Here is a 13,666-nt window from a genome sequence, read left to right as displayed (position 1 = left end):
GCCGTCAGCCGCGCAGGGCGGGCAGGGTGCGCAGGAAGCCGAGGAGGTGGCTGTTGAACTCCTCCGGCCGTTCCATGTTGGGGTAGTGCCCGGTGCCCTCGACGATCACCGCGCGGCCTTCGACGACGGTGCGCACGACCCGTTCGGCCAGGTTGATGTGGTCCACCGAGTCGATGCCGCCGTTGATCGCCAGCAGCGGGACGGTGATCCCGGTGAGCCGCTTCCAGGTGTCGGTCACCGGCACCAGGTACTGGGGCTCGTCGGGGGTGTGCTTGGCAACGGTGCTCCGGGTCATCTCCTTGAGCCGGCGCACCACCTCCGGGTCGACCTCGTCCAGGCGGCGGTGCGGCCCGGAGGCGAGGCTGGTGAAGGAGTCGAGCCAGGCTTCGGCGTCGCCCTCGGCGAGCGCGGCGGTCTGGTGGGCGGCGAGTTCGCCGAGCCACGGGTCGGTGAACTCGGATTCGCTGGTGCCGTTGCCGCTGATCACCAGGGCGCGGACCAGTTCGGGGTGTTCGAGGGCGAGGTCGAGGGCGATCGTCCCGCCCATGGAGAGCCCGATCACGGTCACCGGGCCCAGGCCGAGGTGGCGCAGCAGGTCCGCCAGGTCGTCGGCGGGGCGGAAGGGCCGGCCGGCGTTGTCGGAGGCGCCGTGGCCGCGGGTGTCCGGGGCGATCACCCGGTATTCGGGCAGCAGGGCGGGGAGTTGGTCGGCCCAGCTCCGGCGGTCCAGCAGGCCGCCGTGCAGCAGCACCAGGGGTTCGCCCGTACCGGCGTCGAGGTAGGCGAGGCGGCCGTGGCCGCTGTCGAAGGTACGCAGGTCAAAGGTCTGTTCGGAGGAATCGGAGTACGTCATGACGAAAATTTTAGGTCGGGTGACCTATATTTGTCTCCATGAGCCCCACATCCGTCGAAGATCTCCCCCCGCACCCCACCTTCCCCTCGGACCGCCTCAGCCACAACCCCGACGGCCCCGTCCTGCTGGTCGGCGGCTACGGCACCGTCGGCGCCGAACTCGCCCGACTCGCCTCCCCCACCTGGCCGTTGCTGCTCACCGGCCGTTCCGAGCAGCGCGGCGCCGCCCTCGCCGCCGAACTGGACGACACCACCGTCCGCCGCTGGGACCTCGCCGACCCCAAGCCGTTCACCGCCGCCGTACGGGCCGTGGTCGGGGTGGTCAACGACCCGGACGACCGGGTGCTGCGGGCCGCCGTCCGCGCGGGCGTACCGTACGTGGACGTCACCCGCTGGACCGCCCGGCTCCAGCGCGCGGCCACGCTCGCCGCCCTGCTGCGCCCGACCGCCCCGGTGCTGCTCTCCTCGGCCTGGATGGGCGGGGTGACCAGCCTGGTCGCCGCCGCCCTGGCGGACCGGCTGGGCGGGGCCGAGCGGATCGAGACCGCCATCCGCTGGGACCTCGCGGACCGGGCCGGCGCCGACTCGGTGGAGTTCATGGACCGCCTGGGACTCGACTACGAGGTGATCCAGGACGGCCGACGCCGCTCCGTCGCCCCGCTCAGCCACCCGCGGACCGTCCGCATCGGCGACACCCCGACCCTGGTCGCCGGGATCGACACCCCCGAGCAGTTCACCCTCCCGCTCACGCTGGGCGCCACCACCGCCGCCACCCGGATCGGCTTCAGCTCCCGCTCCTCCACCACCGCCCTGCTCGCGGCCCGGCACGCCGGCTTCTTCCGCTGGGGCCGCGGCGACCGCTGGGAGCCGGCCCGCCGCGCCCTGCTCCACTCCCCCGGCGAGGGCGGCACCGCCCTGGTGCGCACCGACGTCGCCTCCGGCGGAGGCGCCCTCACCGCCACCGTCGAGGACCGGGGCGGCCAGGCCCGGCTCACCGCCGTCGGCGCCCTGCTGGCGCTGCGCCGGGCGCTCGGCGCGGACGGCGCCCCGCCGCCCGCCGGGGTGGCCTTCCCCGAGCAGACCCCGCGCCCCGGGCAGGTCCTGGAGGACCTGGCGGCCCTGGGCGTCACCGTCACCGTCACGGCCACCGGGGCCGACGGGCGGCGCGGCACGGCGGCGGCGGCATGAGCAGCGTCCGGGGCCTGAGCGGCAAGGGCGCCCAGCGGCGGGAGCAACTGCTGGACACCGCGGAGGAGTTGCTCGTCACCGCGGGCGGCACCGAACTGTCCATGCGAGCGGTGGCCGCCGCCGCGGGCGTCCGCCTCGGCCACCTCCAGCACTACTTCCCGACCCACGCCGAGCTGGTGGCCGCCGTGCTGGAGCGCGTCCTCGCCCGCTCGGTGGAACGGCTCGCGCCGCTGCTCGACCCGGGCCGCGACGAGGACGCCCTGCTCCGCGAACTGCTCGCCGAGCAGCAGGACGTGCGCCTGGTCCGCCTGTTCGCCGAGCTGTGGGCGCTGGCCGCCCGCGACCCCTCGGTGGCCGCCACCGTCCGGGCCTTCTACGACCGCTACCGGGAGCTGGTCGCCTGCTTCCTCGCCGAACGCCAACCGGCCCTGACGGAGGAGGAACGGCACGCCCGCGCCCAGGTGTTCGTCATGCTGATCGAGGGCGCCTCGCTCTTCCGCTCCGGCCTGGCCGGCACCGCGGACGCCGCGGCGGACGCCGAACTCCTGCGCACCGCCCTGGCGTTGCTGGGGCCATGAGGACGCCTCGGGGCCGCCGGCTCAGGCCAGGCACCGGCCGATGACCAGTTCCGGGCGAATGCGGATGCGGACCGTGCCGCCCGGATCGGCCGTCCTGGCCGCCGGGCGGACCTGCGCGCGGCCGAGGACGGTGACGAACCAGCCGGAGCCGTCCCGGCCGTCCACCTCGTCGGCCTCGAAGGCGATCACCGCGCCGTCCACCGCCCGGGCCAGTTCGGAGCCGGCCGGCGCCGAGAGCAGTACACCGCCCGGGGCCAGCCGGAACGGCACCGGCAGGACGGCCGGGAGGGCGTCGACCGTGTAGACCACCCGGCCGACCTCGGCCCGGGCCAGCAGCTCCAGCGACCGCTTCCGGTCGAGTTCGCGCAGTTCCGGCAGGTCGGGCCGGTCCTGCGGAACGGAGCGGCCGGACGAAACGGGCCGGTCGAACAGAACGGGCCGGTCGAACGGAACGGGGCCGTCGTACCCGACGGCCGGGGTGGCCGGGACGGGCAGGGCAGCCGGACCGGGCGGGTCGTACGGGACGGGCCGGGGGGACGGGACGTGGTCGCGGTTCATGCGAGCGATGCTCGCCCGGGCGCGGGCCGGGCCGCGAGGGCCGATGGTCCCGGCCGGGCCCGGCGAGAGCCCCGCCCGGCGGGCCGTCGGCCCCGGGCCCCAGGCCCGGGACCGAAGGACCGTTCGGCCCCGAACGGCACCGAACGGCCGCAACCGGTGCCGAACGGCCGCGAACCGCGCCGAACGGCCGGGCTCAGCCCCGGCCGGTGCGCAGCACGGAGGGCTGCGCGGCCGCGGAGGCCTGGCGCAGCTCGGTGGCGATCAGGGCGGCCTGCACCCGCCGCTCGACGCCGAGCTTGGCGAGCAGCCGCGACACATGGTTCTTGACGGTCTTCTCCGCGAGGTAGAGCCGCTCGCCGATCTGCCGGTTGGTCAGGCCCTCGCCGATGAGTTCGAGGACCTCCTGCTCGCGCGCGGTCAGGCCCGGTCCGGTGGTGACCGGCTGGGCGGGTTCGGCGTCGCTGCGCAGGCGGTTCAGGAGGCGGGTCGCGGCGCCGGGGTCGAGCATCGAGCGGCCGGAGGCGACGGTGCGAACGGCGGCGACCAGGTCGGTCCCGCTGATCTGCTTGAGCACGTACCCGGCGGCGCCCGCCATCACGGCGTCCAGCAGCGCCTCCTCGTCGTCGAAGGAGGTCAGCATCAGGCAGGCCAGCCCGGGCATCCGCGAGCGCAGCTCACGGCAGACCGAGACGCCGTCACCGTCGCCCAGCCGGACGTCCAGCACAGCCACGTCGGGCCGCAGCGCGGGCACCCGGACGAGCGCCTGCTCGGCCGTCGCCGCCTCCCCGACCACCTCCAGGTCCGGCTCGCAGTCCAGCAGGTCGTGCACCCCGCGGCGCACCACCTCGTGGTCGTCCAGCAGGAACACCCGGACCGGTGCCGGGGCCCCGGCACCCTCCGTCTTGGTCGCCATCACGCGGCTCCACCTTCGTCGCACCCCCGCACACTCCCAGCGGGGCCCAGGGCATCATCCCCCGGACCCGGCCGCGGGCCCAGGGCCCAACGGCCCCATTCCGGCCGGGCCACACGGCCCGGGCCGGGCCGGGGCCGGTCCTGCGGTTCTCTTCAGGTCTCTTCAGGTCTCTTCAGGGTCCGCCGGACCGCTCGGGAGGCGCGCCGGCCCAAGCGTCCTCAGCGCCCCTGCCGCCGTATGTTCCCGAGCCCCATCAGCAGGAAGGCGAGCGCGACACCCGCGCCGCTGACCGCCGCGAGCACCACCCGGGGCACGACCTCGCCGCCGCCGGACACCAGGATGGCGACCGCCCCGAGCGAGGCGACGGCCGCGCCGACCACCAGCCACCCGGCCAGGGCCAGGGCCAGGGCCGGCGGCCGGTGGGAGCGCGGGGCGGGCCCGACGTCCAGGGCGGCCCAGCGGGCCGCCGTCTCCTTCACCTCCCGGCGGCGGTCCCACAGCGCCCGCAGCCGCAGCGCCGTGCCGCCGACCAGTCCGGCGAGCGCGATCTGTGCGGCGGGCCGCCAGTCCGGCACGACGAGCAGCAGCCCGCCCGCGAGCGCGAGCCCGGCCCACCACAGCACGCAGGCCGCGGCGGCCGTGCGGGTGGAGCGGGGCCGGTCGGCGCCGGCCTGGAGGTCGGCGATGGCGGGCAGGTACCAGACACAGCCGCTCGCGGTGAGGGCGGCGGTGCCGATGGCGAGAACGGCGTGGTTCACGACCCGGCCTTCCTGGTCACGAAGGGGTGGGGAGAAGGGGAGAAGTGGGCCGTCCCCGCCCGCCCGGGGGCAGCGACGCGGGCGGGGACGGCGTTCGAGGGGCGGGCTCAGCCGCCCGAGGAGGGTGAATCGCTGGACGCGGCGGCCTCGGAGGGCCGGGCCTTGACCGCGACGGCGGCGGCCGCCCGGTCCGCCCGGCTCAGCGGCCGGTCGTACTTCGTCGGCTCCACGTCGCCCAGGTGCGTGGCGGGCTTGCCGCTGTGCGCCAGGACGTCCATGGCCGCGATGTCCGGGTGGTGGAGGTCGAAGGCCGGGGATTCGGAGCGGATCCGCGGCAGCTTGACGAAGTTGTGCCGCGGCGGCGGGCAGGAGGTGGCCCACTCCAGCGAGCGGCCCCAGCCCCACGGGTCGTCCTCGGTGACCTTCTCGCCGTACTTGGCGGTCTTCCAGATGTTGTAGAGGAACGGCAGGATCGACAGGCCGAGCAGGAACGAGCCGATGGTGGAGAAGGTGTTCAGGGTGGTGAAGCCGTCCGAGTCCAGGTAGTCCGCGTACCGGCGCGGCATGCCCTCGGCGCCCAGCCAGTGCTGGACCAGGAAGGTCGCGTGGAAGCCGACCGTCAGGGTCCAGAAGGTGATCCGGCCGAGCCGCTCGTCGAGCTTCTTGCCGGTCATCTTCGGCCACCAGAAGTGGAAGCCGGCGAACATCGCGTAGACCACGGTGCCGAACAGCGTGTAGTGGAAGTGGGCGACCACGAAGTACGAGTCGGAGACGTGGAAGTCGATCGGCGGGGCCGCGAGCAGCACGCCGGTCAGGCCGCCGAACAGGAAGGTGACCAGGAAGCCGACCGTCCAGAGCATCGGTGTCTCGAAGCTCAGCGAGCCCCGCCACATGGTGCCGACCCAGTTGAAGAACTTCACCCCGGTCGGGACGGCGATCAGGAAGGTCATGAAGGAGAAGAACGGCAGCAGCACCTGCCCGGTGACGTACATGTGGTGCGCCCACACCGTCACCGACAGGCCCGCGATGGCCACCGTCGCGGCGATCAGGCCGGAGTAGCCGAACATCGGCTTGCGGCTGAACACCGGGATGACCTCGGAGACGATCCCGAAGAACGGCAGCGCCAGGATGTACACCTCCGGATGCCCGAAGAACCAGAACAGGTGTTGCCAGAGCATCGCCCCGCCGTTGGCCGGGTCGAAGACGTGGGAGCCGAACTTGCGGTCGCACTCCAGCGCCAGCAGCGCGGCGGCCAGCACCGGGAAGACCAGCAGCACCAGCACCGAGGTGAGCAGCACGTTCCAGCAGAAGATGGACATCCGGAACATGGTCATGCCCGGAGCGCGCATGCAGATGATGGTGGTGATGAAGTTGACGGCGCCGAAGATGCTGCCGAAGCCGGACAGCGTCACGCCCATGATCCACATGTCGGCGCCGACGCCGGGCGAGTGGATCGCGTCGGACAGCGGAGCGTAGAGGAACCAGCCGAAGTCGGCGGCGCCCTGCGGGGTCGCGAAACCGGCCGCGGCGATCAGCGAGCCGAACATGAACAGCCAGTAGGACAGCATGTTCAGGCGCGGGAAGGCGACGTCCGGCGCACCGATCTGGAGCGGCATGATCCAGTTGGCGAAGCCGGTGAACAGCGGCATGGCGAACAGCAGCAGCATCACCGAGCCGTGCATGGTGAAGGCCTGGTTGAACTGCTCGTTGGAGAGGATCTGCGTTCCGGGCCGGGCGAGTTCGGCGCGCATGACCAGGGCGAGGATGCCGCCGATCAGGAAGAACGCGAACGACGACACCAGGTACATGGTGCCGATCGTCTTGTGGTCGGTGGTGGTCAGCAGTCTGACCAGGGCCGAACCGGGCCTCCTGGCCCTGGCCGTCCCTGCTGGGAGGGCCGTTGGCGGTGAGGTGGGGTCGCCCTGTGCCTGGGTGGCGCTCAAGGACGCACTCCTTCGGAACGTCGTGCGAATGGATGGCGCTCCATGATCCGAACAGGCGCCCTCCGCGCCCCAGGGCCCTTCGGCCCGCCCGCCCGGGGCCGCTGGGCCCGAGTTCCCGGGCCCCGACCGGGACCTCCCGACCGCGCACCCGGGACCTCCCGGCCGGCCGACCAACACCTCCCGGCCGCCCGTCCGGCACGTCCTGACCGGCCGTCGGGCAGCCGCGTTGCCCGGATCGCCGCCCACTCGGGCCGCGCTCACCGCGGCGCGGAGCCCCGGTCGAGAACCGCCGGAACGCGCCCTTCCCCACCGCCCCGTACGCCCGCCCGGCGGCGCCCCGCGGGCCGCCCGTCCACCCGGCCCGACCGGGCCCCGCCGCCCCGGCCGACCTGCCGGAACGGCGACCGCGCAGCCGTACGGACCCCACCGTCGCCCCCCGCCGCGGGGCCCCGGTCATGGGCCCGGGGGGAGCGGAGCCGTCCGATTCCGCGGCCTTCAGCGCCGATCGGCCGTCAAGTAGCCTGCGCCCACACCGCACCGCCGCATCCGCACCCCGGCCGCCCCGCCGACCGCAGCCCCGCCACCTGCCACCCGCCACCTGCCACCTGCCACCTGCCACCTGCCACCTGCCACACCGTTGCCGCGAACGCCCAAGCCCAAGTCCGCGCCCGCACCCACGCGCACGCCCCGGAGGTACGCCGATGCCCCTGGCCCAGCCCGCCACCCCCGCCCGGCTGCGCTTCGCCGTCCTCGGCACGCTCACCGGGGAGGCCGACGGCCGCCCGCTGGCCCTCGGGCCGCTGAAGCAGCGGCTGGTGCTGGCCGTCCTGCTGAGCCGCGCCAACACCGCCGTCCCGGTCGACCTGCTCACCGACGCGGTGTGGCCCGAGGAGCCGCCGCGCACCGCCCGGAAGAACCTCCAGGTCTACGTCTGCACCCTGCGCACCCTGCTCGGCCGCGGGGACGGGCCCGACCGGCTGGTGCACTCGGCCGCCGGCTACCTGCTGCGGGTCGCCGAGCCCGAGTTGGACCTGCTGCGGTTCCGCGCCCTGGCCCGGGCCGGCCGGGCCGCCGCCGACGGCGGAGCCCTCGCCCCCGCCGCCCGGCTGCTGCGCCAGGCGCTCGACCTCTGGCAGGGCCCGCCGCTCGCCGATCTGCGCCGCTCGCCGGCCGTCGAGGCGGAGGCGGAGCGGCTGGAGGCTCGCTGCCTGGGCGTCCACGAGGACTGGGCGGAGACCGAGTTGGAGCTCGGCAACCCCGGGGCCGTCGCCGAGGACCTCGCCGAGCTCGCCGAGCGCCACCCGCTGCGCGAGCGCCTCCAGGCCGCCCGGATGAACGCCCTGCACCTGTCCGGCCGCCAGGCCGAGGCGCTCGCCGTCTACGACACCCACCGCCAGTTGCTCGCCCGGGAGTTGGGGCTGGAGCCGAGCCCCGCGCTGACCGCCCGCTACCGGGAGCTGCTCGCCCGCGGCCGCTCCCTGCCCACCGCCGCCCGCCCGGAGCGCGGCGCCGGGCCGAACGGCGCCGCGCTGCTGCCCGCCGACACCGCCGACTTCACCGGAAGAACCGACGAACTGCGCTGTCTCGTCGACGAGTTGGGCGAGGGCGGCGGGCGCGTCGCGGTGCTCTCCGGCCCGGCCGGCTGCGGCAAGACCGCGCTCGCCGTGCACGCCGGCCACCTGCTCGCCGACCGCTTCCCGGACGGCCGGGTGCTGGTCCGGCTGCGCGCCGAGGACGGCACCGCCCGCCCCCTGCCCGAGGTGCTCGCCGAACTCGCCGTCCTCACCGGCCGCCCGGGCGCCGCACCCGTCGCACCCGTCGGAGCCGTTCGGCTCGCCCCCGCCCAAGGCCGCGACCACGCCCCCGACCACGCCCCCGGCCCCGGCCCCGGCCCCGGCGACACGGCCCGGGCCGCCGCCCTCTGGCGCGCCTCGCTCGCCGGGCGCCGGCTGCTGCTGATCCTGGACGACGCCCCGGGCGAGGCCGTGGTCCGCGAGCTGCTGCCGGGCTTCGGCCCGAGCGCCGTGCTGGTCACCTCCCGCAGCCAGCTGGCCGGCCTCGCCTCGGTGCGCCGCGTCGCCGTCCCGCCGCTCGCCCCCACCGAGGCCCTGGACCTGCTCGGCCGGATCGTCGGCACCGGCCGGACCGGCGCCGACCGCGCCGCAGCCGCCCGGATCGTGGCCGCCTGCGGGCTGCTGCCGCTCGCCGTCCGGGTCGCGGGCACCCGGCTGGCCGTGCTGCGCCACCTCCCGCTCGCCGAGTACGCGGCCCGGCTGGAGGACCCGGCGGGCGCCCTGGACGAACTGGTCGCCGGGGACGTCACCGTCCGCGCCCGGCTGGACTCCGGCTGGCACGACCTCACCGACCGGGAACGGCTCGCCCTGGCCCGGCTCGCCGCCCTGCCGCTCGCCCTGCTCTTCACCCTCCCCGAGGCCGCTGCCGCCCTCGGCCGGCCCGAGCGGCTCGCCCTGCGCACCCTGGAGGCGCTCACCGACACCGGGGCGGTGACCTCCCCCACCGGCGAGGTCACCGCCCACGCCGCCCTGTACGCCCTGCCGCGGCTCACCCATCTGCACGCCCGCGAACGCGCGGTGGAGGCCGTGCGGGCGCCGGCGCCGACGTGACGGCCGCGCCCGTGGGGCACCGGCGCCGACCTGACGGCCGCGCGGTCCGCTCATCCCAGGGTCAGCAGGTCCAGCACGTCCGCCCGCGGCTCCTCCGGCCCCTCCTCCAGCCCGCTCAGCGCCAGCAGCACCCCCGCCGCGCCCGTGTGCAGATCGGCCGAGAAGCGCCTCAGCCGCATCCCCGGCACCAGCAGCCCCTCCGGCCGGGCCACCAGGTGCCACTGGAGCTTGCGCACCTGCCCGAGCACGGCCTCCCGCGCGGGCGCCCCGCCCAGCCGGTCCAGCGCCAGCGTCAGCCCGACCCGCCCGCGGAACAGGCCCGGCTCCCGGATGAACCCGGGCGCGCAGACCTTGCGCACGTCCGCCAGGAAGGCCTCCCCGCCCGGCAGCTCCGCGTGCTCCAGGAACTCCCGCACCACCAGCGCGATCCCGCTGCTGCCCCGGTCCAGGTAGGCCAGCCGGCGCCCGGCCTCCAGCACCTGCACCGACCCGTCGGGCACCCGGACGCACCCGGCCACGGCCCGTTCCAGCGCGGTCCGCCCGGAGTCGAGCAGCCACCGCTCGCCGGTCCGCCGGTACAGCCGCAGCTGGAGCAGCGCGATCCCCGCCAGCCCGTACAGCAGCCCGGCGGCCGCCGGCTCGTCCAGCCCGGGCACCGGCTCGCCGCGCAGCACCGCGGCCAACTCCCGTGCGTCGTCCAGCGCGTGGGCCAGTTCCCGGGGGCGGTCCAGCGCGTGCGCCAGCCGCAGCCGGGCGAGCGCCGCGCCGGCCCGGCCGCCGAACAGGCCCGCCTCCCGGGCCGGGCGGGCGGTGCGGGTGCGCCCGAGCAGCTCCTCCGCCTCCTCCGTCAGGCCGATCCGGGCCAGCACCAGCGCGATGCCGAGCGGCCCGTCGTACAGTCCGCCGGTTCCCGGGCGGTCGGCCCGCCGGCGCACCGCGGCGACCAGCCAGTCCGCGTACTCCTGCGGCCGGTCGGCCCCGGCACGGTGCAGTGCGTACAGCACCCCCGCCGCGCCGTGCGACACGCCCGTACCGCCGTCGGCGAACCCGGCCACGTCCCCGGGGAAGAGCCGGTCCGGCCGGTCCGGGGTGGCGCCCGCGTGCAGGCCCGCGACCAGCTCCCGGCGCACCGGGTCCAGCGAGGGCCCGGCCAGCAGCTCCCGCCCGCGCCGCTCGCTCGCCGACTCCACCAGGGCCACCGCTCCAGGGCGCACCGGCCCCTCCTCCGTCCCGAGTCCGAACCACTCGCGCGCCCGCCGCTCCAGTGCCGGGAGTTTGCCCGGGTCGAGGTCGGCCAGTTCCAGCACCGGCGTCAGCAGCATCAGCCAGGTGGCCCAGAGCAGCCAGCGGTCGGCCTCGGCGCCGGTCAGTCCGGGCGGGACGTGCTGTCCGGCCGCGCCGGCCACCGGCACCCGCCGGTCGTCCAGCGCGGCCGCGTACTCGAAGTCCACCAGCACCACCGACCCGTCCGGCCGGAGCACCACGTTGGCCGGGTGGAGGTCCCCGAACCGCACGCCCCGCCCGTGCAGGGCGGCGAGCGCCTGCTCCAGCCCCGCCACCACCCGGCCCACCCACCGCGCGTACCGGGCGCGCTGCTCCGGTGTGCAGTCCTGGTGGACCAGCGGGTAGCGCCGGATCGCCTCGGTGAACAGCTGGACGCCCTCGATGTGCTCCTGCACCAGGAAGGTGTGCTCCCACACCGTGCGCACCTCGTGCAGCCGCGGCACGCACGCCAGCCCGGCCAGCCGCTCCAGTGCCCACTGCTCGCGCCGCAGCCGGGTCAGGGCGTCCGCCCCGGCGCCGTCCAGCCCGGTGTGCGGGCGGGCCTCGCGCAGCACCACCCGCTCCCCCGTGCCGTGCCGCTCGGCGAGGTAGATCCCGCCGGCGTTGGAGAACCGGAGCACCTCGACGATCCGGTACGGCAGGTGCCCGCGGGCCGCCGCCCGGGCGGCCAGGTGCGGGCGCAGCGCGGCCGGCGGCTCGACCCACCCGGGCAGCCGGAAGGCCGGCTCGCGAGGGTCGGGCACGAGCGCGCCGGAGGGGTCGCGCAGGGCCGGGACGACCCGCCCGGCCGCGTCCTGGCACCACAGTTCGACGAAGGCCCCGTAGCGCGCGAACACCGGGGCGTCGCCGATCCGCAGGTCGGTGAGCACGTACGGCCCGGGGAAGCCGTCCAGCGCCCGCGCCAACTCCTCGGCCAGGGTGAGGAACTCGCCCTCCGTGGCCGGGTAGACGGTGATGAACTTGCCGCTGCTGCCGCGCCCCGCGAACTTGCCGTTCGTCACCGCCAGCGCCGCCGGGCCGCGCAGGAACTTGAACGCGACCCGGCGGTCGAGGCAGATCCGGGCGACGGCCTCCAGCGTCCGCTCGGCGCGCTCCCGCACCGCCGACACGTGCAGCTTCCAGCCCTGTTCCGGCAGCCGGGAGTCGGCCGACCGGACCTCGGGCCGCAGCACCGTCCACAGTCCGCGCTGCTCCCGCCGCCAGCCCGCGGGCGGCTCGCCGAGGCCCGGCGGGTAGCGGTTCGCCCCGTCCCGCAGCCGTCCGGGGGTGTCGTAGTACATCGGATCGGCGAGGCAGTACAGCTGGGTCTCGTGGGCGCCGGCCATGGGGTCTCCTGTTCCGAAGTCCTGCGGGAGCGGGCGGTGTTCAGACGACCGGGCGCGGCCGCGGTCCGCGCCGGACCGGCGGCGCCCAGGTGACCGCGGCCGCGCAGAGCGCGATCGCGAGGGCCAGCAGGGCGAAGGTCCGGGTGCCGCCGAGCGAGCCGAGCAGGGTGCCGGCGGCCAGCGGGCCGAACGGCTGGACCAGGGTGGACAGGAAGCCGGCCGCGCTCTGCACCCGGCCGATCCGGTCGGGCGGCGCCGCGATCAGCATGCCGGAGACGAAGCCGATGCTGGCGACGGTGGACAGGCACATGCAGGCCGCGCAGAGCAGTCCGATCAGCAGCGGCACCCGGGTGAGCACCAGGACCCCGGCGGTGAGCGCGCAGGCCCAGCAGGCGAGCGCGACCAGGCTGCCGTCCCGGACCCGGGCGCCGAGCCGGGGAGCCAGCAGCGCGCCGGCCAGGGCGCCGGCCGCGGTGCAGGAGACGACCGTGCCGCCGCCGACGCCGGAGCGGCCGCCGTCGGAGGCGACGGCCAGGGTGGCGAACATCAGCGCGCTGAACGCGAAGTTCATCCCGAGGCCGAAGATCAGCAGCAGGGTGCGCAGATAGGGCCGCTGCCAGATGAAGGCCAGTCCGGCGGTCAGCTCGGCCCGGCCGAGCACCGGCCCGTTCCTCGCGGCGGGCAGCGAGCGGGTCCGCATCAGCGCCACGCAGACGGTGGACAGCAGCAGTCCGACGCCCTCGGCGAGGAACGGCAGCACCGGGTGCCAGGCGAACAGCGCCCCGCCGCCGAGCGGTCCGATCAGCCGGGCGGCCGCGCCGCGCGCCTGCATCCGGGAGGAGGCCTCGCGGGCCTGCCCGGCGGGCACCACCGCGCGCAGCAGCCCGCCCGCGGCGGGCCCGTGGACGCCGGTGATCAGCGCCCCGGCGGCGGCGACCAGCAGGACCAGCGGCAGCGGGGTGTGCCCGCGCAGCACGGCGACGACCAGAGCGCCGACCGCGAGCAGGCCGAGGACGTCGCAGATCCGCATCAGCCGGCGCCGCTCGACCCGGTCGGCGAGCACCCCGCCGGGCAGCATGGTGAGCAGCAGCGCGCCGACCGAGACGGTGCCGACGGCGCCCGCCCGGGCGGCCGATCCGGTCTCCCGCAGGACCAGCAGCGGCAGGGCGATCGAGGCGAGTTGGGAGCCGAGCGAGGCCAGCAGGCCGCCGGCCCAGAGCAGCCGGAAGTCCCGGTTGCGGGCGAGCGGGGTGGGCTCCATGGCCGTCCTCCGTGGTCGGGCGGGGGCACCCGCGGGGGTGCGGATCGGGCCGGGGCGGTCCCGTCCCGGCGGGACCGCCCCGGAGGCCTTCGGCGGCCGGCGGCCGGGGGCGGCGGTGCGTCCGCCCCCGTGCCCGGCCCGGCGTGCGGACTCCGGTCAGGCGGAGGTCTCGGCGCCGGCGACGTAGCTGATCAGGCTGAAGCAGTTGCCGTCGGAGGCTTCGCTCAGGACCTTCATCGACTGGAGGTCCAGGATGTTGGCCACGTGCGCCTCGACCTCCGGGCCCTCCTCGCCGCTCTCGCCGACGTTCCGCTGCTCCATGTTCTCGGCCATGGTCGAACTCCCTTCCGCATGGGGGGTGGTGACGGCGACGGCGGGCGGC

At 76.1% G+C, this 13,666-nt stretch carries 10 protein-coding genes and 1 pseudogene; 3 read left to right on the top strand and 8 right to left on the bottom strand.

Annotated elements, in window-relative coordinates:
- Positions 1-4: 4 nt before the first annotated feature.
- Positions 5-853, bottom strand: coding sequence for an alpha/beta fold hydrolase (locus tag ACWGJO_RS18635; protein WP_452185048.1), 849 nt, complete (start codon positions 851-853; stop codon positions 5-7).
- A gap of 38 nt (positions 854-891) precedes the next feature.
- Between ACWGJO_RS18635 and ACWGJO_RS18630 the strand changes: the two genes are divergently transcribed.
- Both ACWGJO_RS18630 and ACWGJO_RS18625 read left to right on the top strand, forming a co-directional pair.
- Positions 892-2,040, top strand: a complete 1,149-nt coding sequence (locus ACWGJO_RS18630) for a saccharopine dehydrogenase (RefSeq protein ID WP_452185046.1) — start codon at positions 892-894, stop codon at positions 2,038-2,040.
- Positions 2,037-2,618 carry a TetR/AcrR family transcriptional regulator gene (locus ACWGJO_RS18625; RefSeq protein ID WP_401053874.1) on the top strand — a complete coding sequence of 194 codons (582 nt, stop codon included), beginning with the start codon at positions 2,037-2,039 and terminating at the stop codon, positions 2,616-2,618. The genes ACWGJO_RS18630 and ACWGJO_RS18625 overlap by 4 nt, the downstream gene beginning before the upstream one ends.
- 21 nt (positions 2,619-2,639) lie before the next feature.
- Here ACWGJO_RS18625 and ACWGJO_RS18620 read toward each other — a convergent pair whose 3' ends face one another.
- The 4 genes and pseudogenes from ACWGJO_RS18620 to ctaD form a co-directional block, all read right to left on the bottom strand.
- Positions 2,640-3,176, bottom strand: a complete 537-nt coding sequence (locus tag ACWGJO_RS18620; RefSeq protein WP_452185044.1) for a pyridoxamine 5'-phosphate oxidase family protein — start codon at positions 3,174-3,176, stop codon at positions 2,640-2,642.
- Between the two features lie 193 nt (positions 3,177-3,369).
- A complete protein-coding gene (locus ACWGJO_RS18615; RefSeq protein WP_359900914.1) occupies positions 3,370-4,089 on the bottom strand; it encodes a response regulator transcription factor in 720 nt (239 codons plus the stop codon).
- Positions 4,090-4,307: 218 nt separating this feature from the next.
- Entirely contained in the window at positions 4,308-4,847 is a 540-nt protein-coding gene (locus tag ACWGJO_RS18610) for a hypothetical protein (protein WP_452185042.1), read from the bottom strand.
- Between the two features lie 272 nt (positions 4,848-5,119).
- Positions 5,120-6,790 (bottom strand): annotated as a pseudogene (gene ctaD, locus ACWGJO_RS18605) (aa3-type cytochrome oxidase subunit I); the annotation flags it as partial.
- Between the two features lie 701 nt (positions 6,791-7,491).
- Here ctaD and ACWGJO_RS18600 point away from each other — a divergent pair.
- Complete coding sequence (locus ACWGJO_RS18600) at positions 7,492-9,414, top strand: BTAD domain-containing putative transcriptional regulator (RefSeq protein WP_452185040.1); 1,923 nt, start codon at positions 7,492-7,494, stop codon at positions 9,412-9,414.
- Positions 9,415-9,464: 50 nt separating this feature from the next.
- On the opposite strand, the gene lanKC is transcribed toward ACWGJO_RS18600, so the two are convergent.
- From lanKC to ACWGJO_RS18585, 3 genes are all read right to left on the bottom strand, one after another.
- Positions 9,465-12,023 carry a class III lanthionine synthetase LanKC gene (gene lanKC, locus ACWGJO_RS18595; RefSeq protein ID WP_452185038.1) on the bottom strand — a complete coding sequence of 853 codons (2,559 nt, stop codon included), beginning with the start codon at positions 12,021-12,023 and terminating at the stop codon, positions 9,465-9,467.
- 40 nt (positions 12,024-12,063) lie between these two features.
- Positions 12,064-13,284, bottom strand: a complete 1,221-nt coding sequence (locus tag ACWGJO_RS18590; RefSeq protein WP_452185037.1) for an MFS transporter — start codon at positions 13,282-13,284, stop codon at positions 12,064-12,066.
- A gap of 156 nt (positions 13,285-13,440) precedes the next feature.
- On the bottom strand, positions 13,441-13,666 hold a 226-nt coding region (locus ACWGJO_RS18585), incomplete at its 5' end, for a hypothetical protein (protein ID WP_452185035.1).

Source organism: Kitasatospora sp. NPDC054795, assembly GCF_053611565.1.
This window is presented reverse-complemented; position numbering and strand designations above follow the sequence as displayed.